29 protein-coding genes and 1 pseudogene are annotated in these 24296 nt (G+C 61.0%); 26 read left to right on the forward strand and 4 right to left on the reverse strand.

Translation table 11 applies throughout. From position 1 onward, the window contains the following. Positions 1 to 35: 35 nt before the first annotated feature. Positions 36 to 1190, reverse strand: coding sequence for a restriction endonuclease (locus RJT50_RS17340; RefSeq protein ID WP_313696073.1), 1155 nt, complete (start codon positions 1188 to 1190; stop codon positions 36 to 38). 187 nt (positions 1191 to 1377) lie between these two features. Between RJT50_RS17340 and RJT50_RS17345 the strand changes: the two genes are divergently transcribed. Beyond that, the gene (locus RJT50_RS17345; protein ID WP_313696074.1) at positions 1378 to 1698 is read left to right on the forward strand and encodes a nucleoside-diphosphate kinase; all 321 of its coding nucleotides are present in this window, start codon (positions 1378 to 1380) and stop codon (positions 1696 to 1698) included. Between the two features lie 111 nt (positions 1699 to 1809). Here RJT50_RS17345 and RJT50_RS17350 read toward each other — a convergent pair whose 3' ends face one another. Together RJT50_RS17350 and RJT50_RS17355 are read right to left on the reverse strand one after the other, a co-directional pair. Further along, positions 1810 to 3612 carry a hypothetical protein gene (locus tag RJT50_RS17350; RefSeq protein WP_313696075.1) on the reverse strand — a complete coding sequence of 601 codons (1803 nt, stop codon included), beginning with the start codon at positions 3610 to 3612 and terminating at the stop codon, positions 1810 to 1812. A 6-nt stretch (positions 3613 to 3618) separates the two neighbouring features. After that, positions 3619 to 4584: a hypothetical protein gene (locus RJT50_RS17355; protein WP_313696076.1), complete on the reverse strand. Its 966-nt coding sequence runs from the start codon at positions 4582 to 4584 to the stop codon at positions 3619 to 3621. Between the two features lie 175 nt (positions 4585 to 4759). On the opposite strand from RJT50_RS17355, the gene RJT50_RS17360 reads away from it, so the two are divergent. The 13 genes and pseudogenes from RJT50_RS17360 to RJT50_RS17420 all read left to right on the forward strand — a co-directional run bounded on the left by RJT50_RS17360 (position 4760) and on the right by RJT50_RS17420 (position 14246). Beyond that, complete coding sequence (locus tag RJT50_RS17360; protein WP_313696077.1) at positions 4760 to 5680, forward strand: transcription initiation factor IIB; 921 nt, start codon at positions 4760 to 4762, stop codon at positions 5678 to 5680. A gap of 263 nt (positions 5681 to 5943) precedes the next feature. Beyond that, the gene (locus tag RJT50_RS17365; RefSeq protein WP_313696078.1) at positions 5944 to 6813 is read left to right on the forward strand and encodes a biosurfactant protein 1; all 870 of its coding nucleotides are present in this window, start codon (positions 5944 to 5946) and stop codon (positions 6811 to 6813) included. Positions 6814 to 6949: 136 nt separating this feature from the next. After that, complete coding sequence (locus tag RJT50_RS17370; protein ID WP_313696079.1) at positions 6950 to 7138, forward strand: DUF8012 family protein; 189 nt, start codon at positions 6950 to 6952, stop codon at positions 7136 to 7138. A gap of 88 nt (positions 7139 to 7226) precedes the next feature. Continuing rightward, on the forward strand, positions 7227 to 7607 hold the full coding sequence (locus tag RJT50_RS17375) for a hypothetical protein (RefSeq protein WP_313696080.1): 381 nt from the start codon (positions 7227 to 7229) through the stop codon (positions 7605 to 7607). A 69-nt stretch (positions 7608 to 7676) separates the two neighbouring features. Then, a complete protein-coding gene (locus tag RJT50_RS17380) occupies positions 7677 to 8339 on the forward strand; it encodes a DUF6735 family protein (protein ID WP_123124751.1) in 663 nt (220 codons plus the stop codon). Positions 8340 to 8376: 37 nt separating this feature from the next. Beyond that, the gene (locus RJT50_RS17385; protein ID WP_123124750.1) at positions 8377 to 8661 is read left to right on the forward strand and encodes a DUF7967 family protein; all 285 of its coding nucleotides are present in this window, start codon (positions 8377 to 8379) and stop codon (positions 8659 to 8661) included. 62 nt (positions 8662 to 8723) lie between these two features. Then, on the forward strand, positions 8724 to 9473 hold the full coding sequence (locus RJT50_RS17390) for a helix-turn-helix domain-containing protein (protein ID WP_123124749.1): 750 nt from the start codon (positions 8724 to 8726) through the stop codon (positions 9471 to 9473). Positions 9474 to 9533: 60 nt separating this feature from the next. Continuing rightward, on the forward strand, positions 9534 to 11900 hold the full coding sequence (locus tag RJT50_RS17395) for a heavy metal translocating P-type ATPase (RefSeq protein ID WP_313696081.1): 2367 nt from the start codon (positions 9534 to 9536) through the stop codon (positions 11898 to 11900). Between the two features lie 122 nt (positions 11901 to 12022). After that, positions 12023 to 12445: a DUF8025 family protein gene (locus RJT50_RS17400; RefSeq protein ID WP_123124748.1), complete on the forward strand. Its 423-nt coding sequence runs from the start codon at positions 12023 to 12025 to the stop codon at positions 12443 to 12445. A gap of 107 nt (positions 12446 to 12552) precedes the next feature. Then, entirely contained in the window at positions 12553 to 13053 is a 501-nt protein-coding gene (locus RJT50_RS17405; RefSeq protein ID WP_123124810.1) for a DUF7995 family protein, read from the forward strand. A 6-nt stretch (positions 13054 to 13059) separates the two neighbouring features. After that, positions 13060 to 13425: a DUF7568 family protein gene (locus RJT50_RS17410; protein ID WP_123124747.1), complete on the forward strand. Its 366-nt coding sequence runs from the start codon at positions 13060 to 13062 to the stop codon at positions 13423 to 13425. A 72-nt stretch (positions 13426 to 13497) separates the two neighbouring features. Then, positions 13498 to 13893, forward strand: coding sequence for a DUF7567 family protein (locus RJT50_RS17415; RefSeq protein ID WP_123124809.1), 396 nt, complete (start codon positions 13498 to 13500; stop codon positions 13891 to 13893). Positions 13894 to 13959: 66 nt separating this feature from the next. Next, positions 13960 to 14246, forward strand: a pseudogene (locus tag RJT50_RS17420) (amphi-Trp domain-containing protein). A 24-nt stretch (positions 14247 to 14270) separates the two neighbouring features. Here RJT50_RS17420 and RJT50_RS17425 read toward each other — a convergent pair. Further along, positions 14271 to 15140 (reverse strand): universal stress protein, encoded by an 870-nt coding sequence (locus RJT50_RS17425; protein WP_310930731.1) that lies wholly within the window; start codon positions 15138 to 15140, stop codon positions 14271 to 14273. A 361-nt stretch (positions 15141 to 15501) separates the two neighbouring features. Between RJT50_RS17425 and RJT50_RS17430 the strand changes: the two genes are divergently transcribed. From RJT50_RS17430 to RJT50_RS17485, 12 genes are all read left to right on the forward strand, one after another. After that, a complete protein-coding gene (locus tag RJT50_RS17430) occupies positions 15502 to 16071 on the forward strand; it encodes a hypothetical protein (RefSeq protein WP_123124746.1) in 570 nt (189 codons plus the stop codon). Positions 16072 to 16132: 61 nt separating this feature from the next. Further along, complete coding sequence (locus RJT50_RS17435) at positions 16133 to 17083, forward strand: helix-turn-helix domain-containing protein (protein WP_123124745.1); 951 nt, start codon at positions 16133 to 16135, stop codon at positions 17081 to 17083. Then, positions 17080 to 17949, forward strand: coding sequence for a hypothetical protein (locus RJT50_RS17440; protein ID WP_123124744.1), 870 nt, complete (start codon positions 17080 to 17082; stop codon positions 17947 to 17949). The genes RJT50_RS17435 and RJT50_RS17440 overlap by 4 nt, the downstream gene beginning before the upstream one ends. Before the next feature lie 519 nt (positions 17950 to 18468). Then, positions 18469 to 19023 carry a DUF6166 domain-containing protein gene (locus tag RJT50_RS17445; protein ID WP_123124742.1) on the forward strand — a complete coding sequence of 185 codons (555 nt, stop codon included), beginning with the start codon at positions 18469 to 18471 and terminating at the stop codon, positions 19021 to 19023. 78 nt (positions 19024 to 19101) lie between these two features. After that, positions 19102 to 19788, forward strand: coding sequence for a DUF6166 domain-containing protein (locus tag RJT50_RS17450; RefSeq protein ID WP_313696083.1), 687 nt, complete (start codon positions 19102 to 19104; stop codon positions 19786 to 19788). Further along, complete coding sequence (locus tag RJT50_RS17455; RefSeq protein WP_280141423.1) at positions 19788 to 19919, forward strand: hypothetical protein; 132 nt, start codon at positions 19788 to 19790, stop codon at positions 19917 to 19919. Before RJT50_RS17450 ends, RJT50_RS17455 begins: the two co-directional genes overlap by 1 nt. After that, complete coding sequence (locus RJT50_RS17460) at positions 19916 to 20581, forward strand: hypothetical protein (RefSeq protein WP_123124740.1); 666 nt, start codon at positions 19916 to 19918, stop codon at positions 20579 to 20581. Before RJT50_RS17455 ends, RJT50_RS17460 begins: the two co-directional genes overlap by 4 nt. Further along, entirely contained in the window at positions 20578 to 21120 is a 543-nt protein-coding gene (locus tag RJT50_RS17465; protein WP_123124808.1) for a hypothetical protein, read from the forward strand. The genes RJT50_RS17460 and RJT50_RS17465 overlap by 4 nt, the downstream gene beginning before the upstream one ends. Before the next feature lie 121 nt (positions 21121 to 21241). Beyond that, a complete protein-coding gene (locus tag RJT50_RS17470) occupies positions 21242 to 22447 on the forward strand; it encodes a hypothetical protein (protein WP_313696084.1) in 1206 nt (401 codons plus the stop codon). 66 nt (positions 22448 to 22513) lie between these two features. Then, entirely contained in the window at positions 22514 to 22735 is a 222-nt protein-coding gene (locus RJT50_RS17475; protein ID WP_313696085.1) for a DUF8129 domain-containing protein, read from the forward strand. 124 nt (positions 22736 to 22859) lie between these two features. Beyond that, positions 22860 to 23861, forward strand: a complete 1002-nt coding sequence (locus tag RJT50_RS17480; protein ID WP_313696086.1) for a DUF6610 family protein — start codon at positions 22860 to 22862, stop codon at positions 23859 to 23861. A 71-nt stretch (positions 23862 to 23932) separates the two neighbouring features. Beyond that, positions 23933 to 24295 carry a DUF8013 domain-containing protein gene (locus tag RJT50_RS17485; protein WP_313696087.1) on the forward strand — a complete coding sequence of 121 codons (363 nt, stop codon included), beginning with the start codon at positions 23933 to 23935 and terminating at the stop codon, positions 24293 to 24295. Position 24296: the final 1 nt, after the last annotated feature.

A 24296-nucleotide genomic window follows, 5' to 3' on the forward strand; every position in this document is an offset into this window, starting at 1 on the left:
GCTGAACTAGCTGTGGAATAGGCGTACGAGCCGGTTTAGACGCCGCGCGGCGGAGTCCACCCATCATCATTGTAGAACGGGGACCCGTTGTTCCACCGGGCTTTCGTCCAAATCCGGTTCACCGGCTCCCGAAGCAGTTCTGGCGCAGAATTGTCGAAGCTGGATACCTCGACGGCTGGCGGCGCGTAGCTGTCCGTTCCGAATCCACCGCCGCCCATCGGGCTGTTCCCTTTGGAACTCTGCAGCTGGACATCCTTCACGTCCTGGACCGTCACGTAGAGATAGACCGGTGGGCTGACCTCCAGCGTCTTTAGACAGCGGAGCGCACCTTTGAGGGTACGGGCGAGATCAACCTCCATGTGCTCGCCGGAGAGCACGACCTCGCCGGTCCGTGAATCCTGCATAAAGGGGGAGGTCCCTGCTGCTTCGAACCGGCCATGCTCGTCGAGCCGCGTGTAGCCCGGCTGCTCTTGGGAGGTGTCCCCCATGTATGAGAGCCTGTCACTTACAGAGTAGACGGCATCACCAATCTGAACCTGATCTACCCCTTTGTCCTTACCGTATATTGGTGGCAGCGGCAACTCTGAAGGGGTGTCAACGTAGCGGACTGTATCGTGGCCGTTCGGGAGCAAGTGCAGGGTGAGAACCGGTCCATCGGCGAGCGGGATGTCGAGCTGGTCGCGAGTGGCGATATTCTGGATGCAGTCCTCGTGATAGTCGTCGATCTGCTGCTTCCCGTCGAGATAAGAGGCCCGTGGATCAACACCGAGATGGGAGGCTGCGAGTTCTGGTTCACTGCCCATGAGGAAGTTTCGGACGGTTTCGCGGTGCCAGATCTTGAGTTCCCAACCATATTCCTCGCGGTGGTCGTCAACTAAGTCATCAACAACCGCTCCACCGATTTTTTGATTGGTCATAAAGACGAAGACATCGTAGTCCCGGTCGTGGGCTGCAGCCTTGTCTGCGTCTTTTTTTAGCTTGGACTTAGTGCGCGACTTCTTCCGCGTGGTGTAATGAGCAATCCCGTCACGCCCACCGCGCGAAATTAAGGCATCTTTGCCGCCGTCTCCTCCGCTCCCCGTCGCTGTGGGCTTCACATCGTGGCCATCGGCTCGAAGAATGTCAGAGCAGAGTTGCTCCCAGTCATCAGCGTCAATATCGCGAATAGCATTTTCAACCTGCTCTTTCATCGAACGGTGATATTGGAGTGACTACTAAAGGCCTGTCGGGGTGCTAAGCTTCTATTCTGTACCAATCGTTTGTTGCCAGAATAGGTCCACTCCACCCCAGATGACCGTAGCTTGCCACGTATTTTGGATGGTGGTGGGAATCCCGGGTAGATGGAAATTTCTGGGTTCTGGAATACGTACCGTAGATATGTCCGACCGGGCGTTACTGCTGGTGAAGCCGGACGCCGTGGAGCGCGATCTTACCGGGGAGGTTCTGCACAGAGTGGAAGAGGCCGGCCTCTCCATCGAGCAGCTGCGGACGACGACCCCGAGCCGAGCACTGGTCGAGAAGCACTACGAGGAGCATCAGGAGGAGGATTTCTACCAGTCGCTCGTGGGATACATCGCGGAAAGCCGGGTACACGCCGCCATCGTGTCCGGCGAGAACTCCGCGTCACGGCTACGTAGTGTGGCTGGGGAGACAGAGCCAGCCCGCGGACGAGGGCACGATCCGCGGCGACCTGGGTGACGATTCCTACGAAGCCACCGACCAGGAAGACCGAGCGTTACGCAACCTGGTACATGCGTCGGAGCCAGGCGACGCCGAGGAAGAACTCCAGCTGTGGTTCCCGGAACAGGTCTAAAGCGGCCAGCCAACGGTCGAAGCTTCAATCAGGAGCCGGATAACGAGAACACCGCCCCCGGCGACTACACACCCAACCATGTACCGGTGGTCGAAATAGTCTTTTCTGGAGTGATACCGCTGGATGCCGATTAATCCGATTAGAGACGCTACGCCTACTGCAGCCTGCATACTGACAACCGCGTAGCCAACGAGGGACCAGATGGCTAAACCGGCCCACGTAACCATCAGTAATCGGAATATCAAATCCAACCTGTCCTGCGCCCATCGCTCTTTCTTCTTGGCCATGCAGATGTAGGAATTCTTCCGTCCTTCTAACTCCTCGAAATCGAATATTTGCTCGCTAAACCGGCGGATTTCGGCTTCGTACATCTCATAGTCCTTTTCGACTTCCTGCCGCAGTTCGGACAGATCCTTGATGCGGTCCTGAATTAACGGGAAATAGAATCCGATCAGTACGGCGACGATGAACAGGCTGAACGGTGGGACGTAGGTCACGTTGTTCCAGCGGAGTACGAGAAAGAGATTCGCGATGATCGTCCCGATGAGGGTGAACAACAACGTTTGGATCTGTCGAGAGAGCTGTGTGGCTGCATCGGAGACGCGGCTGGTCAGCCCGGTCATGAAGGAATGAATCTGCTGGACTGCGTCGCTCAAATCGTCGAAGTTCTCCTCGATCGCATCGACCTGGAGGTCCTCGTAATAGTCTCGCACCGCCTCAACGTGGTCCGGCAAGTCAAGCAGATCGTCGCAGGTGTTGGCTATCGCGAGCCGCCAGAAGTCCCGGAACGCTGCTTTATCCTCGTGTTCTGCGTATATATCATATGCAGAAACGAGCCTATCGATCTCGGCTGATTCGTACTCACGACTTACTTCGTGCGGGTTCACCTGTTTCGCAAAGGTTGTCGGCTCGGAGGTGATGGTGAATTCTATCAGCCCGTTCAAGGATTCGACGGCCGAGGAAAACACTCCGAAGATACTGTATACCAGTACAGGGCGGAACCCGGGGATTACGCCCCGGATCGGGATGACCGCGGCAGGAGGAACGGGGGACAGGTCGTCGTGCCAAACGGTTCCCGCCCGAGCACGCTGCATAGCTTCCTGATACCGGTCACGGCTATCAGCAAGTTCCTCGCCCTCCAGTTCGTCTATCTCCGCTAACGTGGTGACCACAGATGCGTCAAGAACGGTGGGTCCACTGCTTTCAAAGACGAATACTGGCAGTTTTTCGAACGCGAAGAATGCATCTACCACCTCGTTGATCGGCTGGTTCTCTACCCATCGACCCAGTGCTGACGGGTCTGGCCAGAGAAACACGTCGATCTCGTCCTGGAGGACGTTCGGAAAGGTCGAAACCAGCTCTGCTTCGATGGCTGGTTTATCGACGATGCCGGTGAGCGTGACGCTGTGGCCATCATCGGTGTGCAGGTCATTGACCAGTGTATGGACGAATCCTGCTGCTTGCTCGATATCGGAGTCGCGGTATCTGTTGAATCCCTCTTCCGCTCGGTCATGGTCGGTGGATAGATCCAAGTCTGCGAGTTCTTCGAACCCATCACTGTGGGTTACGACGCCGGTCCCGCTTTTCCCGAAGAGCCGGATCGTTGGGCTGTCACATCGAAGTTCGAAGTCCCGGAACCAATCGGGGTGGCTGTGGACGGCTTCGATCACCCCGAAGAGACCATCCCTGGTTAGGTCCGCTGCCGTGGCAGTAAACCAGATGTCGCCGAGAGAAGTTTCTACCTCACCCTCGGACTCCAGAGAGCGGACCTGCCGCAGAACTCCAGCGACTTCAGACATACCCGGTCAGAAGAGGTCGCTGGGACGAGGCAGGTCGTCGATTTCATCGAACAGGCTCCGCTTGTTTCTCCCGGACCCGACGGTCATCTGTGGCTCTGTCCCTGATAGAACGACGTAGTACGTATTACCTTCCTTCGCCAGCTGAACGTTATCCTGCTGCTGGAATTCGCTCAGCGGTAGCTGGAATGACGTGTTCGCGATCTCAACAGAGACTGTCGCCTCCTGCCCGATGTCATCATCGAACTCCTCTGACGCATAGTCAACAAAGTCATCTAATGAGTCGAACGCGCCATCCTCTCCATCCAACCGCTGTCCGATGGAGTCTTCAACGAACTCGTCGGGATGCTTCTGCTCCTCGAGTCGAAGGAATCTCCACCAGTATTTCGCGTAGTGTTGGCTCCCATACCGTTGATAGACGTGGGCCCGTGTTATGTCCGATTCATCCTCAAACTCGTCATAGAAGGGATAGATGATGCTCTTGTCCGTCTCTTCCCGGATGATACGTTCATGCTCGACGAACACTTCCTCGGTGTCGATCTCATGAGCGTCGGGTAGGAACGGTGTCTTGATTACTGCGACGAACTCCCGATCATATTCCTCGAACGGAGCAACAATAATCAGGTCCGAGCGAGATTGAATCTCCGTAATATACCAGTCTGCGATGCGTTCGCTGCAGGTTTCGATATCTCCATCGTTCCTGACCGCTTCAAGCACGTCGATAACTGACTCACCGTCTTCGGTCCTTTCAACTTCAGCCTCGGCGCTAAACCGGTGGTTACGGGCGCTCTTCGTCTCCCCATATTTCTTGTCAAGTGCTGTACCAATCAGTTCTTCGCAGATGCGGGAGGCCTCAGCGCCTGCGTCATCGGTAAGATCCTCGCTGTCGAGGACGCCTACCGTCGAAGGATCGGGGTTATCGTCATCCTCCGTTTTGACGCAGCTATAAACGCCGATACCCGTTACCTCAACCATAGCGCAATTTCTTAGGAATATGTATTATACCTTGTGCGAACGTTCGGGGCACAGCATCGTATATCAATCTTCCCCGCCCCCAGTCAGGCACTTCAGTCCTGCGTAGAGTCTATTATCCCCTCAATGGGTGAGGGGCTCGCCGTATCGGCGGTTTTCCCAAACAGCGGTGAGAACAATGGCAACCAGAGACATCTACGAGACTGGATTCGACGAAGACGCCCAGACAGACTCGAATACCAACCAATGTCCCGAGTGCGATGGATACGTCATCACGAACGTCAAGGAAACGGTCTGCGAGGACTGTGGCCTCGTCATCGAAGAGCAACGTCTCGATCACGGGCCGGAGTGGCGAGCGTACGATGAGGACGAGCGGGAACGGACGGGTGCTCCGCTGACGGCAGCGCGGCACGACCGAGGCCTCTCGACCGAGATCGGCCACGGAACCGATGCACACGGGAATGAACTCTCTGGGCAGAAACGCCGGCGGCTGGCCCGGATGCGACGTGAACAGACCCGTGGTCGCTGGCAGTCCAAAGCGGAACGGAATCTGGCACACGGGTTGGGCGAGGTGCGCCGGCTAGCGAGTGCGCTCGAGCTCTCCGAGTCGCTTCGCGACCAGGCGTGCCAGCTCTTCCGGAGCGCCCAGAACGAGGATCTGCTTCGTGGCAGATCCATCGAAGCCATCGGCGCAGCGAGCATCTATGGTGCCTGCCGGTGTAACCAACACCCGCTCCTCCTCGAGGATGTCGTCGACGCCGCCCGAGTCGAGTCCACTCGTGTCACCAACGCCTACCGAATACTGAATCGCGAATTGGAGCTGCCGACACCACCAATGCGCCCGACGTCGTTCATTCCGCGCCTGATCTCGGAGCTGGAGTTGGACCACGACATTCGCCGACGCGCGAACGAACTCGCAGAACGCGCCGAGGGGACAGCTCTCATGAACGGCTGTCAGCCATCAGGCATCGCGGCCGCCTGCGTCTATCTGGCCGCCCAGCAGCAGGGCGCGTGGATCACCCAATCCACCGTTGCGTCGGCAGCGGAGGTGTCAGTCGTGACGCTTCGTAGCCGGCGGGACGAACTCCAAGCGATCTGAGGCGCATCCGGTAGAGGAGTACCTACATACAGCCGGAGAGTCTACTACGGCGTATGGACCTCGAAGAGACCCTCGAGTATCTGTCTGCAGAGCTCGATATCGAGCGTAGTGAACACGTTCGCGAGGTCGGTCAAGCAGTCGCCGAGCTCCGAGACTGACTTCGTCTCAGGCAACCAAGTTTATCTCGTCGTCACCGAATCCGTCCCCGCAGTTCCTCACCCTTGAGTTTACATACAAAACCGAAGGAAACGCGGAGCGAGTCGATGACTGACCGCAACTCGGACCGAGACGCGTTCCAACCAGTCGGGGAAGGGGCTCTGGTGCCGGATCCAGCGCTGGATCAGCCAGCGGACGGCCAGCCAACCCGTCAGCGCGAAGCCTCACATTCGGGTGGGTATCCGGACGGAACAACCGACACAGACCGAGCCTGTGTCTCCTGTGGCGCATCGATCCCGACGTCGCAGCGAAAATGCCGGTTCTGTCTCGAACACGAACTCGAGACCGCGTCAGCGTCGGAAGCTGCGAGTTCCGAGCAGACACTCCGTGGTGTGATCCAGTTCCTCGTCGAATCAGGGACGTTCTACGGCGCCGTGGCAAAGGGAGCAGCCGCAGCGACACTTCTCACGTCAGGTCCCGACGAACCCATCGACGACTGTACGCTCATCTACGATCTCGACGACGAGCCCGCACCCCAGCTAACCGAACGCTGGCCTACGCTCCCCGCTGCTACCGAAGTGTCCTCAGCGGCTGGCGACGCGTTGCTAACAACGGCCTGTGAGCGGACACCGTGGGATGAGTGGAGCGATCGTCCTCAGACGGAGATCCCACGCGTCTATGACGAGCGTGGCCAGGGAATCCGTGATAAGTCGTCGCTCGGGCACATTCTCAACGGCGGCGACCAGTTGTGGATCGTTCCAGCAATCGCTGTTGAAACAGTACCCCAGAAAACTAAATCCACCAGTACCGGAACCGAAATTCCGACCGTGACAGCCCTGGAGTGCCAGCACTGTACGAGTGAAACAGAACATCGGTTCAGTACACGCGAGTCGCTCCCTGACGAGACCTGGACCGGCCAGCCAATCTGGGAGTGCCAAGTGTGCGGCACAGGTCGCTACGGACCTGCTCCCGATTAGTGCGGGAAGACGCTCGCCGGTTAACCAACAAATCCCTGTGGAGATGGCTTCCGTTGGTTAACACGGTGAGTACCCTCAAGTCCGACCACAGTCACGTGGAGTGTCTATCCGCGCCGGCGAGTGGTGAGGCGCTTCGATGAATCAGCAAGTCGAACAGGGCTACCGGATGCATCGTGTACTCAGCAATCTCAGCCGGCTCGACGTCGACCGGTTGGACGATACGGATCGAGAGCGAGTCGAGACCGCGAGAGACCTCCTGGAAGAAGTGAGTCTCCTCACGCGACCAGAGGACGGAAGCGGGCCAGACGCCCCAACAGACTCCTAACCCGGCGTCGCCGTCCACGCTAGGGGCACCTCCAGAGTCGGTTTATTGTCCCCCAAGAGGAGTGCGGGGCTTCCCCGCGAGTCCAGACATGGCGACACTGCAAGCCGCGACGACGTCCACCGGCGCAATCGTATCGGATCCTCAGGCAGTCCGTGAACTCTGTGAGAGCTACTGCTTCGGGACGCTCAACTGGGAGGTCACCGACAAGGGCGAACTCACCATCTGGGGATATGATGACTTCGAAGTGTACGAGGCGCGCGAGAACGGCCTCCCGGACTACGAGGGCGGCATCGTGACCCACGAATTCTTGCGAGAACTCGCCGACCACCTCGAAGTAGACGAGAAGCTCGACATCCAGACAGCCGGGTTCACAAAATGTCGCTTCCCGGTGCTAGCGAAGCGGTACGTCGTTCGCGACGGCGAAGTCCTCCACGCGGACCTCAGTTCCCCCAACCCGATCGACGAGTAGAGTTGTTCATTCCCCGGGAGGGGTGCGGGGCGATCCAGTCGTGGGTCGCCCTGCGAGGTGATTGTTCAAATGGGCCACCGCGCACTCGTTGCGTACGAACGAACCGACGGACAGTACACGCTCCACTACTCTCATTGGGGTGCTGCGAACCTGAAGCTCAAGCACCGAATCTCGGCTAAGTCGCCGTTCGGTGGCGAGGATACCGACTCGAAGTGGGCGAAGCAGCTGCTGGCGGAACTGGCCGATGGCCTCGAGGCAGATGCGGTCGACGGCTACCTCGCTGACGAGGACCGACCGTCGACGGTCGTCGAGCCGAAGCCCCGCGCCACCGCGCTCACCCTCGACGAGATCGTCGCTGACCATCTCGACTACCTCCACCACGAGGCGTTCTTCGTGGTGTCGACGACGTTCGAGGTGACCGCCTACCGGACGCTGTGGTTCGGCCTGCAGTACGACTCGGAGACAGTCGAACAGGGAGAGACGGTCGGGAACGGCGCGCTCGCGACGGTGCGCTGGTACGACGGCGAGCCGGTCGGCGACGGCCACCTACAGGGACAGTTCGCGGCCCTCAAAGACGTCGTCGGCGACATGCTCGACAAGGGCGTCTTCACGCCGTCGACGGCGAGACAGTACCTAAAACGGAAGCTGGCCGAGCGGGTCGGAGACCGACAGGAGCTTCGCATTCCGACCGGGGAATCACCCTTCGAGAAGGCGAGCCTCGGCAAGACGTAACACCAATCCCTTAGTGGATACCGGGAAACTCCCCAGTATGTCAAATCAACCTAAAGGCGACATTCGTGTTTGGCTTGTCGAACGGACGTACTCCGATGATGAACAGAACCTGATTATCCTCACCTACGCAACACCCGATGGCGAACAGTACTATCGGAAGGAACGAGCACTAACCTCATTCACCGACGTCCGAGATACGACGGCAGCAGTCGACGCTGAACCCGACAATCTCGGCACGGTCAATGACTCCGACCTCCAAGAACAATACGCGGCCGAAGCGCAGCGAATGGAGGAGGTCCACGACCCGGACGACGTGATCTGAGGTCCACTGGTCGACAACGCTGCAGGCCATGGGTTATGTCGTAGTAGGCCGTACACGAGGATATGCGCGAACTCGTCTTCGCCCTCGAATACGAGCCCGGCTGCAACAGGGTGGCGGACGCCCTCGCCGACCACCCCGACGCTCGCGTTCGCTCGCTCTCGCTGCACGCCACTGCCGAGCAGCTCTGGCGGGTCGACCACGCCACCGGAACTCCTGAGGCGCTCGACGCCATCGAGGACGCCTTTCTCAACGGCGATTACTACGCTGACTGTCTCGCCACCGAGGACTGCAACGCCACACAGACCACCCGCGTCCTCGACCGCACGGACGACGCGCTCATCCTCTACTCAGATTGGGAGCGCACCCCTACCTGCGCCTCAGTCCCCCACATCGCTCGCGACCACCTCGGCGACGGCGTGCTGTTCGAGACTCGTCACGAGGGTCGCCACTACACGTGGCGGCTCATCCACTCCGGCAATGGCGACGTGGCGGCGTTCTTCGACGCGCTAGAGGTCGCCGTCGGGGAGTGTGCACAAATGGAGATGCTCCGCACAGCGGACACGACGACAGCAGCTGGGGGACGCGACGGGACACCGAGCGGCCTCCCGCCAGCCCAGGAGGCCGCGCTTCAGGCCGCGGTCGAACACGGCTACTACGAGTCACCCCGCGAGGTCGACGTCGGCGAACTCGCCGAGCATCTCGACGTGCCGCGGTCAACACTCACCTACCGACTCCGTCGGGCGGAAGAACATTTGGCGAAGCAACACGTCGCCGGCGAGCGGGTCACGGAAGAACGGCTGGCATCGCGCTAACGCACGGGTTTGGAATATTCCAACAAAGACATATCGAACTCCCGCTCCTACCGTAAGGTGATGGCAGAGAACCCGGATGCGGATACAACGGGGCCAGCGAGCGGCGGCGGGCAGCGACGGGAGCTGACCGCCCGCCTCACCGTCCCCGAGATGGACTGTCCCTCGTGTGCCCAAAAGGTCGACAAGAGCCTCCAGCGCGTCGACGGTGTCGTCGACGCCACGCTCCAACCGACAACCGGGACAGCCAGCGTCACCTACGATTCCGACCGCACGACCGAGGCGGAGGTTGTTCAGGCAATCGAGAACGCAGGCTACGAGGTCGTCAACGGTGGACACAACACCGAAGAGACATCGGAAGGCGGGATGGAGATTGCTCCCCCGTCAGAGGTGTGGACGAGCCCGCGAGCGAAGAAGACGTGGATTGGAGCGGCGTTCCTCACCGTCGGGCTCCTCTTCGAGTTCCTCCTCGCAGGACAGAACATCGCCATCGCAAGTGTCCTCAACTACCCGCTTCACATTGCGGACGTACTCTTCCTCGTGGCAACCGTCGCCAGCGGCGTCCCGGTCGTCCGTAGCGGGTACTACTCCGCGAAGAACCGAAGCCTCGACATCGACCTACTGATGGGGACGGCGATCATCGCGGCGACCGGTATAGGCTACTTCGTCGAGGCCGCTACGCTGGCCGTCCTATTCAGCATCGCCGAGCTCCTCGAGGACTACGCGATGGACAGGGCACGGGACTCCCTGCGCGAGCTGATGGAACTCTCACCCGACGAGGCGACCGTCCTTCGCGATGGTGAGGAAGTGACCGTTCCCGCCGAGGAGGTCGACGTTGGCGAGGCCGTCGTCGTCCGCCCCGGCGACAAGATTCCGCTCGACGGAACGGTTATCGAAGGCGAGAGTGCAGTCGACCAGTCGCCGATAACGGGCGAGAGCGTCCCCGTCGACAAGACTGCCGGCGACGAGGTCTACGCCGGCGCGATCAACGAAGAGGGGTACCTCGAGGTAGAGGTCACCTCGACCGCTGGCGATTCGACGCTCTCGCGCATCATCGAGATGGTCCAGGGCGCACAGGCGAAGAAGACCGAGTCCGAGCAGTTCGTCGACCGCTTCTCCGGCTACTACACACCCCTCGTCGTCGTGCTGGCAATCCTGACCGCCGCTATCCCGCCGCTGGTTATCGCCGACCCCATCTCGGTCGACCTAGCCGGATACGGGTTCACCTTCGCGAGCGACTGGCAGACGTGGTTCATCCGGGGGCTCACTCTGCTGGTGATCGCCTGCCCGTGTGCGTTCGTCATCTCCACACCCGTCTCGGTGGTGTCGGGCATCACCAGCGCCGCGAAGAACGGCGTCCTGATCAAGGGCGGCAACTACCTCGAAGCGATGGGCGAAGTGGATGCCGTCGCGCTCGACAAGACGGGGACGCTCACGAAGGGCGAACTCGCCGTCACCGACGTGGTCCCGGTCGGTGACACCACGGAGGACGATCTGCTCCGTCGCGCCGCCGGGCTGGAGCGTCGCAGTGAACACCCCATCGCTGCGGCGATTCTCACCCGTGCTGAGGAGGCGGGCGTGGGCGACCTGCCCGACCCGAGTGGCTTCGAGAGCCTCACCGGAAAGGGCATCAGCGGGGAGATTGATGGCGAGACGTACTACGCGGGCAAGCCCGCGCTCTTCGAGGAGCTGGGCTTCGACCTCGCTCGAGCACGCCGCGAGACGGACGGCGGCGTCGTGGCGGAAGAGGCGGCCGAGGCCGACGACGGGGCGTTCGCCGAGAATGCACTCACCGCGCTGGAGCGGGAGGGCAAGACGGTCGTTATCGTCGGGACGGAGTCGGAACTGCTGGGTGCGATCGCCATCGCCGACGAGGTGCGCCCGGCCTCGAAGTGGGCCGTCGAACGCCTGCACGAGCTGGGCGTCGAGCGCGTGGTGATGCTCACCGGCGACAACGAGGGCACCGCCCGCGCCATCGCCGAGCAGGTCGGTGTCGATGAGTATCGCGCAGAACTCCTGCCCGACGAGAAGGTCGACGCTGTCGAGGAGTTACAGGCGGAGTACGGTGAGGTCGCGATGGTCGGTGACGGCATCAACGACGCGCCCGCGCTCGCCACCGCGGAGGTCGGCATCGCGATGGGCGCGGCCGGCACCGACACCGCTCTTGAGACGGCCGATATTGCGTTGATGGGCGACGACGTCGGGAAACTCCCGTATCTGTACGATCTGTCGCATACGGCCAACGGCGTGATCCGGCAGAACATCTGGGCGAGTCTCGGCGTGAAGTTCCTGCTCGCGCTGGGCGTGCCACTGGGGCTGGTCAGCGTTGCGTTGGCGGTCGTTGTCGGTGATATGGGGATGAGCCTCGGTGTCACTGGGAACGCGATGCGATTGTCGCGAATCGAGCCCGACCGGTTCTCCGACACCTGACTCTGCACGCGGAAAGTGCGGTCAGGACGCTCCTCTTTCGCGACTTTCCTTCGCTATATCGAGACAATTTGCAGTTTGTCTGGGGCAGTAGAGACTGAGCCCCTCCGTAGGCTCGTGATTGGATGCCCGAGAAACCAGACGACGACCCATTCCACGATTGCGAGTTCGGTCCCGACGCAGTCCTCGGGACCCGCACCTTCCACGATGTCCTGTTCACCGACGACACGGAGACACCGGTGAACGTGCTGACCGGCGAGACGCCCGCACATTCGCAAGCAACCGTCGAGGAAGCGAAGGCGTTCGCTGCGAGTATCGATACGGACACACCACAAATCGCGCTCCCGGCCTCTGTCGAGACGCAGATCGAAACCCAGAGCAAACCCTACACCTCGGCTGCGTTCTTCCACTTCAAGGCGACCGGGTCGCTCGAACTGCACCGTGCCTACCACGCCGCCTACGACTCCGACGCGTTTAGCGTCGACTTCGAGGCCGACTACGAGTCGGGCGACCTGACGATCACCGTCGAGCAGACAGGCGATTCCTGAACGCGATCTCGCGAAGCGAGTTTTTCGAGCGCCGGCGATGGGTGCCGGCGCACCGAACAGACAGTGTCGAGCAGCGCCCGGTGAGTCGGCGTTCCGAGGTGAACCAGATGCATATGGTCATCTACGCGTTAGTCGAGGCACCGACACAGCACGACGCCCTGGTCGAAGGAAAAGCAGTCTTCGACCGTCTCGTCGGCGCGAATCCCCACGGCTGCGCCGTGTTTGATTACTACTGCACCTTCGACGAAGAGGATACCACGGTAGCTGGGAAGGCTCGCTGGGGAGACCTACCGACTGCAGCACCCATCAATTCAGAGGAGGGCGGTGAACTGCTCGATCGAGCCTGGAACGCCACAAAGGAAGAGTTCCAGCGGAATCTCGACCGCGTGAAGGAGGCGCTCGACGAGCTCAGCGACGAGGCGATCATGCGCGACGAGGACCTCGCCCGCCACGCCTTCCACCAGGTCGGCGCGTACGACGGGCCCTCCATCCCGATGTACGACCAGCACGCGATGGGGATTCGCCACCGCGATCAGCTCGATCGTGTCCTCGAGGAAGTCGAGGACAGCCAGACGCTCTGGATCGTCCCCGCAGACGTTCACTTCTGATTGACAATGCCCAGAATCACCAACTGGTCCCGGGAGAGTCGTACGCCAACACTTGCGTATCGTAACACCGAGACCGGTGCCCGAGCCGTGCTACACCGGGCTCCGGACTCCTATCGATACAAGTGGCGGGGAGCGATCCTCGTCGACGGCTATCCGGTCTGGTCGCGAGGCTTCGAGACGAAGGAGGCGACAACGTTCCGGGATGCGCTTCGAGAGCGGCCAGCGCCCGAACTGAACTGTTCGGAGTGTCCGAACAACGACGTCCTCGTCGGCGAGAAGGCAGCAGACGGGGCGAAGGTCCAGCGCTGGTACAACTGCCCGGACTGTGGGTACGAAGCCCCCTCACGTATCGTCTACGGCCCTGAACGCTGAAAACGGACGCACGTAGGGTGTTTTTCGGCCGGGGCGGAGAGAGTGACCCGGTCGAACCGGGTCGGCCCAACAATGAGTCTTGAAGTACTCGACCGACACAGCGAGGCACTGTTCGAGTTCCTCTGGTGCCCCGTCTGCGGTCAGGAATTGTTCACCCACATTCCCTTCGAGGGAGTGTTCTGCAAGAACTGCAATACGCAGGTCGTCCTCCGAGAGTCCCAAGAAAACCGTGGCTACGAGGAGGCTGTGCTCGCGTGCTTCGACACCGACTCGACGTGGAACCTTCACGTCGACGAGAAGCTCCGTCGCGACCTGCCTGACGGCTCGGCACGGGTGAAAATCCTCGGCGCACCGGGGGCCTACAAAGTCGACTGGTGGAGTCCAGCACCTGGGGAGGATTGGGAGCCGGTCAAGCGCGGAGAGTTCGACGATGTCGAGGAGCCTAAGGAGGTCTCCCACCTAGCGTAACGAGAAAATTTTCGTTGTGAGATTGAGAGGACCACTTATCGGAGTAGAGGGTGTAAGTGGGAGTGTATGCCTGAAGAAGTCCTGTTCAAATCCGAGAGTGCCCAGAACCGAGACGAAATCGCGTCGTACCTTCGGAACGTCGCCGAAAAGCTCGAGCAAGGAGATTCCATCACCCTGAGGGCGGGGGAAGAGTCCGTCACGATGGACCCCCCGGGACGTCCGACATTCGAAGTCAAAGCCGAACGGGAAGGGCCGGCCGATGGCCCCGGTGAGCTAAGCATCGAATTCGAACTCGAATGGGATGAGAACAGTAAGAGTGCTGAGGGGGCTCAGATAGTCTCGAGATCGAATAAACACAGGAAGACCAACGCAACCGGCTACGACTGATCGTGGACGGTGATAACCGGCACAGGTGCTGATCGGACCGTCTTTTCCGCGACACTCCCGAGAAGAACTCGATCGACGCCACGGCGGCCACTAGCCCCCATCACGACGGCATGGACCTCATTCGTTTCAATATGTTCACGGATCATTTCCGCAGGCGACCCATGTTCGACGTACGTTTGGACGGATGCCAGATCGTGTTCATCGGCTTTCGTGGCCACCTCCTCGACAGCCTCTACTGCCGGTCGCTCGAGTTCGTCATCTGAAAGCACAGAGCGCACGTCAGGGCCCAGCGATGTAACATCCACGACAGAAAGGATGTGGACAGTGGCGTCAAGCGCCGCCGCAAGTGTCAGCCCATGCTTGGCGGCAGCAGTCGAAGCAGGACTCCCATCGGTCGGGATAAGAATATTCTCGTACGGGAATGCTAGCTGCTCATCAGATTGCATTCGAGCGGTCAGAACGGGGACATCGGACAAGCGCACCACTTTCTCCGTGACGCTTCCAAGGAGATAGCGTGAGATGCCGGTCCGGCCGTGGGTGGGCAAGACGATTAGGTCGTGGTCGTATCGCTCGGCGTAGTCGACAATTGTTGGTGCTGGGCTGCCCTGAACGACGTCGGTGTCGTGCTCGACACCGAGAGTTTCGAGCGTCTCCGCGACATCCGCGACGATCGTCTCTCCCTCCTGTTCCAGTGCATCAACGACGGTCCCGTCGACAACAGTGACGCTGTCCTGAGTCGTATCGGCAACGAACAGCAGCTGAATCGTCGTCCCGGTCCACTGCGCGAGCTCGGCCGCATGATGGACGATTTTGGCTGCGTGTTCGCTGCCGTCAACTGGGAGGAGAATCGAATCGTACATGTCACTACCGGCCGCTACGGTGAACAGTCACAAAGGAGTTCCCACGGCACGTACCTTACCGGTGACCGACAGACATCACCTGCATTCGGCAACAGAGCGGCGAGAATCGTTCTACGATGTAGTCCCCACTGGGGACCCATACACAGTTGATTCAGTGACGAGTGGGCTCTCCAATCTCGAACTGCCGACTTCGTCACGTCTCCAGCAACACCAATGGAGCTCCGGACTCTCTCGACGTGTTCATCGTACGCCCTATCATCGCCGTAGCGAGAAAGGGACAAGATCCTAACGGGTGCCGTGAAGGCGCCTGTTTATTCTGCGCCGGCGATGGGTGCCGGCGCACACGCGCCGGCGAGTACCGATGTCGACACGGAGCCAACTCCGATTCGTCCAACGAGTCGAACAGCCCGGTGAGACGGATGGCGGCGCCGACCGCGTCGCGCAGGTGTATCGGCATTCGGATGGCTACCCGGGGAGCGTCCTCCGGGACCTCGCACAGCTGAAAGAGCTGCTCGATGCGACCCGTGCCGAGCGCGGACCGGGCTACACGGCCGCGACGTTCGTGTTCCTCGACAAGCTCTCGACGGTCGGCCTCTATCTGGATGGCGACCCAGAGCGAACGATCGACGCAGCCCAGCCCGCTGACCTCCTCGAGCCGGCCAACATGGAGCATCTCGACCAGCCGCTGTTCCTGCTGGGCCACGGTATCGAGGCTCCTGCTGACGGCATTCACGGCGACGAGGAGTACCTCTATGTGGTGGAGCTCCCGACGGAGAACCCGTTCGACGAGCCCGCCGAGTGGACCGTCAAGGTGAGCGGTCACTCTGCATTCCCCCGCTGGGACGGGCCGACTGACGAGGCTTTCGAACGGGCAACCTGGCAATTCCGCGGCCCGCTCGAGGACGCACTCACCGACCTCGTCACCGAATAGGAACTTCGTAAACCTAAATACAGAAACGTATTTATACGAGTGGGTGTTAGAGTATACACAGATGATTTCGAAGGCCGGACTCGCTGTGATCGACGCCCTGAGTACCGGTCGCGAGGCGACACCAGGAGCCCTCGCAACAGAAACCGGGTATTCACAGCCACACATCTACGAGGTGCTCGATGACTTGCTGGACGCGGGGCTCGTGGTCGAACGCCGTGGCCCCAACAACCAGCGGCACGTCCGTGTCGCCGACCACCCGGTCATTGAAGCGTACCGGACGCTGCAGTCGGAACTCAGCCACGTTGATTGGGCTGCCCTCCTCTCGCCTGCCACCCTCCAGGTGTGCTGGTTTCTCGACGAGCCCCGCCGCGTCTCCGCGATTGCAGCACGACTCGAGATTACGCGACAAGGCGTTCACAAAGCGCTGTCACCGCTCAAAAATCGGGCGATGCTGTCCCCGTCCGGCCCCGAGTATGCGGTGAGCGAGGACCTCGCACCGCTGCTGGCGTTCGCGCAGGCCGTCGTGACCCACGAGCACCGAACGCGAGCCCGAAAGCTCGCGCCGAGCGCAACTGTCGAATGGTGCGACCCGAAGCGTGCGCTCGTCCGCGTGCAGACCGCCGAGGATACAGACGCACTACTGGACGCCCCTGAGTGGCAGGTGTCCGGACTCGGTCGCTTCGAGGAGTACGGCCTGCAGTTCTTCCTTGCAGGTGAGCCCGCGTTCTGGTATGCACCCGACGAGGAACTCACGCCCACCGACGTGGTGTGTCACACGCTCGTCCTCGATAGCGGCTCCCGCCGCGTTAGTTATGCAATGCTGTTGATCGAAAAGCTGGACATCGACCAGGAGACGCTCACAGACACTGCAACGTGGTACGATCTGGAATCTACGATCGCGGCGATGTACCAGGCACTGCAGGGAGGGGTTGAGGACGCGGATGAGTTCCCTGTCGTCCTTCCAAGTGAAACAGAATTTATGGCGCTCAAAGAGCAGTACGGGGTCGTATGACTGTATTCACGGGTGGCGAGGCGATCAAAGAGTTCCTCGAGGAGTTCGATAGCTGGCTGTCGGAGTCCGCGACGGTGTATCTCCTTGGCGGATCGGCGATGACGGTCCGAGGATTGAAAGATCAAACCGAAGATATCGATCTCGCAGTGGGTGTAGTGTCCGAATTCGAGCACGTCTACCAGACGCTCACGTCGCAGGGATTCACGGTTGTCGACGAACCAACGGAGTCGTTCGAAGGCGTCGGAAAAACCGTCGAACTGCATTACGAAGATCGCGGGTTTCGGATCGACCTCTTCGAACGGCAGATCGTCGGGAAAGTCTGGATCACCGACCGGATGCACGACCGGGCCGAAGAGTTCTGGACCGGGCGTTACGTAACTGCGTTCATTCTCTCGGATGAGGATATGTTCCTGCTGAAAGCAGTCTCCGGCGGGGACCTCGCGAGTGGCCGGCGCCGCGACATCGAGGATATGCGGAAATACGCCCAGCGTGGGCTGGACTACGAATCGATTCTGACCGAGATCGACGAACAGCGACCATTCAACACCGGATCCACGGAAGCACAGCAGATCCGTGATCGTTCGCATCCGCTGTTCACGGTCGAGATGGCGGTGAATTCGCTCTCGGGACTGCCGAACACATTCACCTCCCGTATCGAAGCATTTGCGACAGAGTTCGAGATCGAATACACTGTTCTGGGAGCAGTCGACGACGGCATCGACACCGTCGACGCCATCCGGGAGCGAGTCCTTGCGAATGTGCGAGCGTTGTCGGACGACCAGGAAGATGCCGTCAACGACGCGATAGACCGACTCGTTGCAAAGAAGGTTCTCAAGCGCGACGGGGATACGATTCAGCTTCGGTAAGACGACACGCCGACTCCGGAGTGTATTTTCCCGTCCCACAAGGGGTGCGGGACGGCACGACCGTCCCGGGTCATCGATGAGTTCTGCAAGCGACAGCGAAAACGCACCTGATCACTGGTGGCTGTATCGCCGAACAGACGACGAGCACTTCGTCTTCGCATACGAGTTCTCGAAGTCCGTCCTCTGCCACGTTCAGCGACCCTCGGACTGGCTGGTCCGGGTCGACCGGGCTGATGGGACGATCCTCTTCAGCCAGCACGACCTCCAGTCGCGAGCAGCGGCGTTCGACCTCGCCGAGAGCGTCATGGAGCTCTGTACGATGCTTCATCGGGAGGTCGTCACGGAGCGGAGCCAAGCGCGAAAGCCGATGTACGTCGGTCCCCGACCAGCGGGGGGTGCAAACGCGAGGACTTGGGGGACTGGCCATAGTCCAGACACCGCCCATCGTCCATCCGATTCCCGTCCACGGCATCCACCGGGGCGACCGAAAGAATTCGGACGGCGATGGAGTGGCTACCGATGACTGCCGGCCGAGCATACCGAGGTGAGCGCTGTATGGGCGGACAGCTGGTGTACACGCCCGATGGCGATGTGCTGGACAAGCACCTCCACGTCCTGCGGCGCGCCCCTGGTGGATTCGACTGGGGGCCGGAGGCCGACGAGGCACGCATCGATCAGCTCGCGATAGCACTGCTGGCCGATTCAGCGACGAAGAACATCGCGCTCGACCACTACAAGGAGTTCGCTCAGTACCTGCGTGAAGAGCTCGCGGGTGACGAGTGGCGACTCCCAACTAGCGACATTTCGTCAGATACCTGGTCGCGAGCCATCCACGTCGCCGATGAGATGCCGTCACCGGAGGACGTCGACATCACGGCGGTCGATTTCGACGGGATAACCTTCGCGGTCGAGCGAGCGCTCTGCGAGAAGCACGACATCAGCGTCCACCAGAGCGTCGACAATCGCCGCGAGAAACTGGTGGCCGCTCGCCAGGCAGTCCAATCAGAAACCACCGACTCGGAGGAGTCACGGAGCGACACTGACGGCTTCGAGTTCCCCGCAGCTAGCCAGTAGGGACGGTGAGGGCGTTTCCGGTTCTGTTTGTAGAACCCCCGAGAGGGGTGCGGGGGTTACCACTCCCGCGACGTACCGATGAACGGGAACGCACGACGCCCCACGTCGAACGTAGTCCAGACAGAAGCGCTCGCTAACCGTCGCGACGACTCCGTCGAATACGTCGGCTTTCGCGTTGACGGCCACGCCGTCGTTCTGAATCTCTCCGAACACCAGTGTCTCACTCCTGATCGAAGTCTCGATCTGGTCAACCACAGCCCGACAGGCTTCGAGTGGGGATATGCTGGAAGCGGGCCCGCACAGCTCGCTTGTGGGCTCCTCCTCGACTACTACGACGACGCCCGGATCGCCCGAGAACACTACATCGGGTTCCGAAATCGCGTGATCAGCCAGCTCAAGTGTGATGGGGCCGCGGCGTGCTGGCACCTCACCGGCGAAGAAATCGACGCGGCGATGGCGACGATCACCGACGACGTCGTCGCCCTTCCCGACGGCGGGCAGCTGTCACCGTCACTCCCCGAGAACTGGCGAACGGTCACTCGCCCCGACCGGCGAGTCTTCCAGCGGGCTGATCACGACCACTACATCGTGCTCGGGGAGGGAACCGACGGCTGGCTGGCCGTCCTCTGCAGTCAGGGCGATCGCGCCTATCCGGCACCCCTGGCAAGCCGGACGGTTTCGGACGATGCCGATGTCGAGCGGGCCATCCGTGCCCTCGTCGACGAGAGCAACGACCTCATCGAGCCACCGGAGGGGGAGTACTGATGGAGAGGCTTCGACTGTCGCGAGCCACCCACCAGCTGCTCGAACGCGGGGTCGAGGCACTCGAGAAAATCGGTCGCGAACTGGAACGGTACAACGATCGGCAAGAGCAGACTGACGGCACTGACTCGTGACTCAGACACGTTCTCCCGGCCAGCGGCGGAGTACCGGGTTCCAGTACACGCGCACTCCCGAGGGGTGCTCGTGTCCCATTCATCGCGACGGCCAGCCGGTCACGGCGCCGCTCGGGTTGCGGTTCGCAGAGCGCGTCCATATCGAATCGATCCCGCGGCACGTCGCCGGCGCGATCTACGAAGCCCATCATTCCTATATGGACAGTGTTCCCCGGACGAACCTCGTTCATCACGGGCTCTGTTACCAGGACCAGCTACTGGGTGCGATTACGTGGCGCTATCCGCTGATTCGCTCGCTGGAGTACGACGGGACGCGATACGAGGGTGACGAGATCGTCGAGGCAGCACGGATCTGCATCGGCGTCGACTTCCCGAACCTCGCCTCTGCTGCCCTCGCCCGGTCGATGGAACGGTTCGTGCGTCGGCACGGCCGGCGGCGAGGCGTTCGCCTTCTGCTGACGTTCGTGCGAGCTGACTTCGATGGCTCGATGATCAAAGCGCTCAGAGACAAGGGCTGGCACTATGCCGGAAAAACGGAGCCCGGACAGGCAGGTAACCGACCCGACAAGCAAATCCGAGAGCGGCCAAAGTGGCGGTTCCTCTGTGAAGTTCCTGATGAGTCTGAGCGGGAACAGTCCTCACTCGGACGGTGGGCTCCGTGACTACGAATGCTCGTCTCGATGAGTTCACAGCAGAGGAAAACTCGGACAACCAGCCGGAGCGCGATCCATGTGTAGTCGAGCGACTGTTGGACCCGATATCACCGGCCCAGGGGCTGCGACTCATCTCCGGCCAGGGTGACCCGGTGTACCTCCAAAACAGGGGAACTGAACGCTACCTGTTCCGGGATGCCCACGAGCGGTGGTTCATCCTCCAGCCCTCGGCCAAGGAGTCGGTCGACGACTTCGTTCGCTGGGTGTATCTCCCCGACGGCAAACCCGCCGAGATCGCCCAGACTGCGATCCGTCAACGGACGGTTCGCGGCTACCGGTACGTTCAGCGAAGCGGAGCTCCCGAGCCGGTTGGGACGACGGTGACAGCGATGTACGTCAGTGAGCCCTGGCCCGACGATGTCTACGAGTGTGGATCCTGCGGAGCCGAGTTCGAGTCGCCCCGTGCTCACGCCCTTCACTGCTGGGAGGACCATCCCTGGGTTCCGAACCCGGAGCAGGTTCGGCTACGCCGCTCCAGCACCGAGTAACGACAGTGCGACAGTTTCCCGACGGTGGGTCGATTAACCAACAGACAGCCCCTTCCTAGGTCAGTGTTGGTTAACGTGGTGTTGTTGTTGCGCCCGGCAGAGGGGCGCAGGGCGCGAGACGATGCAGGCAGCCGTCGATGAGCGTTCCTGCGTCGGGGTGACTACGATGAAAGACCCAGAGTCGAGAACCATCTTCGCTGGCGTCGATGGACGTACCGACACCGAACTACCCGAGTGGTATCGTCAGCGTCACGGCGGCAAAGACACCGTGAGCTTCGCTGAGGCGATCCGCGACCTCCCGCAGGCCGTCGAGTCAACCGTGGCCTACAAGAATCCGTACACCGACGAGTGGGTCGAGACGGAGCGGTTCAACGCGCTCGTCGAGCCGAGTCGCGCTCGAGAGCAGGCCCGTGAGGAGGACGCCGAAACGGATTCCTTGTTCCATATTCCGACCGACTCGTACTCGATCATCAACCCGGTCGACGTCTACGGCCCTCTGGAGGAGGTCCTTCGGGAGGAGACTATCGACGGAACGCCGCTGGGTGACGTGATGTTCGGCGAGATTCGTCGCTACCGGGGCGGCGGCGAGGTCCATATGGACATCATGTTCGACGGCCTCGAGGTGCGCCTCCCCGGCCGGTCGGACCCGATCACGATGGGCGTCACGTCGGGCTACGACTTCTTCGGCGAGCACGCCGTCTACGTGGAGGGATTCGCCCAGGACGGGTACTGCTCGAATACAATGCGCTCGCTCACCGACAAGGAGGTCATCAAGCACGTCGGCGACGTGCGGAATTTCCGAACCTGGTGGGAAGAGATTCTCGCACAGGTCGAACTCGTGGCTGACGACCTCTTCGAGTTCATCCGTGACGCCCAGGACATCGAACTCGACTTCTCGGAGCTCCCGTTCACCGTCACGGAGTTCTACAGTCTGCTGGGCTTCCCGGACTACCTGGCCGAGCGCGCTGCGAGCGATGCCGAGGCCAACGCGGCCTCACCCGTCGAGATCGATATGTGGACGCTCCATTCCGGCGCGACGTACGCGCTCACTCACTTCTTCCAGGGCAAGGAGGGTGCGTCGCTGGACGGCTACGTCCGCACGGCCAACGACATCCTGTTCAACCCTGAGGGTACCATCGAGCGGGTTGAACGCGCCTACGAGGAGCAGCTGGAGGCGGACGGCGACGACGGGTCGCAGGCGTCGCTCGCCGGTGAGCGGGCACTCGCGAGCATCGAGCGCGTCAGCGACGATCTACAGGAGAAGGTCAATCAGTTCGAGGAGCGTGAGGACGCACTCCGTGAGCGGTTCCAGGACGCGATGGCCTGACGCCGTGACGGTGACGTAGTCGTCTGTTCTGTCTTTCTCCCCCTTCAGGGGTGGAGGGCGATAGAGATGGAGAAATCAGCGGACAACAGCGGGGCTGACGACGAATTCCCACCCGAGAAGCGCCTCGAAGCACCGAACTACCGACTGGTCAAGGCCGGGATCGCGACGATCCCCGATATGGAGACACTCCGTGAGTGTGTCGCCTACGAAAACGCCCACCAGAATCGGACGCAGATTCTGCGTCGGCTCCAGTGGAAGGCCGAAAAGCTGCGTGAGGATGAGGAGTAGCGATCATTCTTAACCAACAATCGGAGTCAGCCAACACCTCGTGTTGGTTAACGGTGAGAGTACTCCGTTTTTCGGGCCCCTGAATGGGTGCGGGGCGACCAGCACCCCCCTCGCGAGTTCAGTCATGTCCTTCGATTTGAGTCCAGACTCCAGCACGGCTAGCGACATCGATGCCGCCAGACAAGCGGACCATGTGGCGTTCCTCCATCGAGTTCCATTCGTCGCTGATGCGTTGGCCCTCGGATTTCTTCCCGGGTTTCGAGAAGACTGTGGGTATCAGTCAGACCAGTACCTAAACCTCGAGATTCCTGTGGGGATGCTCGATAACGACTTCCGCAATCCCGACCTGGAACGCTTCGTCGATCGATTCTTCGAGCACGAGCCACAGGTCGGTGTCATCGGCGACATCTTCGAACCAGATGCCGTCGACGCCCACGTCGCTGCCGCTCGCGAAATCCGAGCGAGCTACCCCGAGGCCGAGCTCATCGTCGTTCCGAAGTCGCGGGCGGTGATCGACGCGATACCCAATACCCTCGTCCTCGGGTATTCACGGGGATACGCCGACCGCCTGGCCCACGAGTTCTCCGACCCAGCCGATTGGAGAGGGCGACGCGTCCACATCCTCGGCGGGAGTCCGCCCAAGCAGCTCAACGCCATTCGACAGCTGACCAGACCGACTCTCACGGACGAGCCACCAGCCGACATCGTCGGCGTCGACTGGAACGGGCTGCATCGCGGCGCACAGTTCGGCGAGTTCTGGACGGCCGACGGCTGGGACGACAGCGGTCGCGACGCCGACCACGTCACTGTCCGAAAGACGGTGCGTCACAGCCTCGCCCGGGTCCGCGAGTTCTGGCAGCAACACGGAGTCTGGCCTGAATCGACACCGCAAGACGAGGGGCTGACCGTCGAGTACGAGGGTCCGAGTCCTGCCGATCTCGAGGACGCCGCCTGTACCGAGTGCGGGACGAACGTCTGGCGAACTCGCCGCGGCCCGTACGTCGCCGAATACGATACCGGCGCAATCTGTGGATACTGCAGTTACGAGTGCTACTTCAGCCACCGTCATCGAAACAACCTGGAGGAGATCGCCGGTGAGCAGAGCGTCTACCTCCCGCCGGCGTGACTTTGCGACCTGTTTTTCGTGCCCCCCGAGAGGGCGAGGGCTCCTTCGAAAGCTCTCAGAGGTGACTTCCAGTGAGTCAACAACAGAGTCCCGACAACGTCTCGATCGACGACATCCCAGTCGATATCGCAAACACGCAATCAGAGAAGATCAATCCCGCCGATGTCCCCGACGAGATAGAGTCTATCACCCGTGGGCTCGCCGGTGAGCAGCCGCCGACGAATCCCATAGTGGTTCTCAAAGCGGCTCGCTGGTGGTATCTACACGGCAAGGGCGGGTCGGATCCCGCCTTCCAGTGGGCTATCGAGTGGGCACGTCACCTTGCGACCGACACGCCTAGCGACGTCGAGCAGTTCGACGAGTTCCTCGAGTACCTTGTTTCCCTTGACTTCGCGCAGAATCGGCAGACACTTCGAGGAAGAGCAAACGACTGAT

Source organism: Halobaculum sp. XH14, assembly GCF_032116555.1.
In the GTDB taxonomy this organism is placed as follows: Archaea; Halobacteriota; Halobacteria; order Halobacteriales; family Haloferacaceae; genus Halorarum; species Halorarum halobium.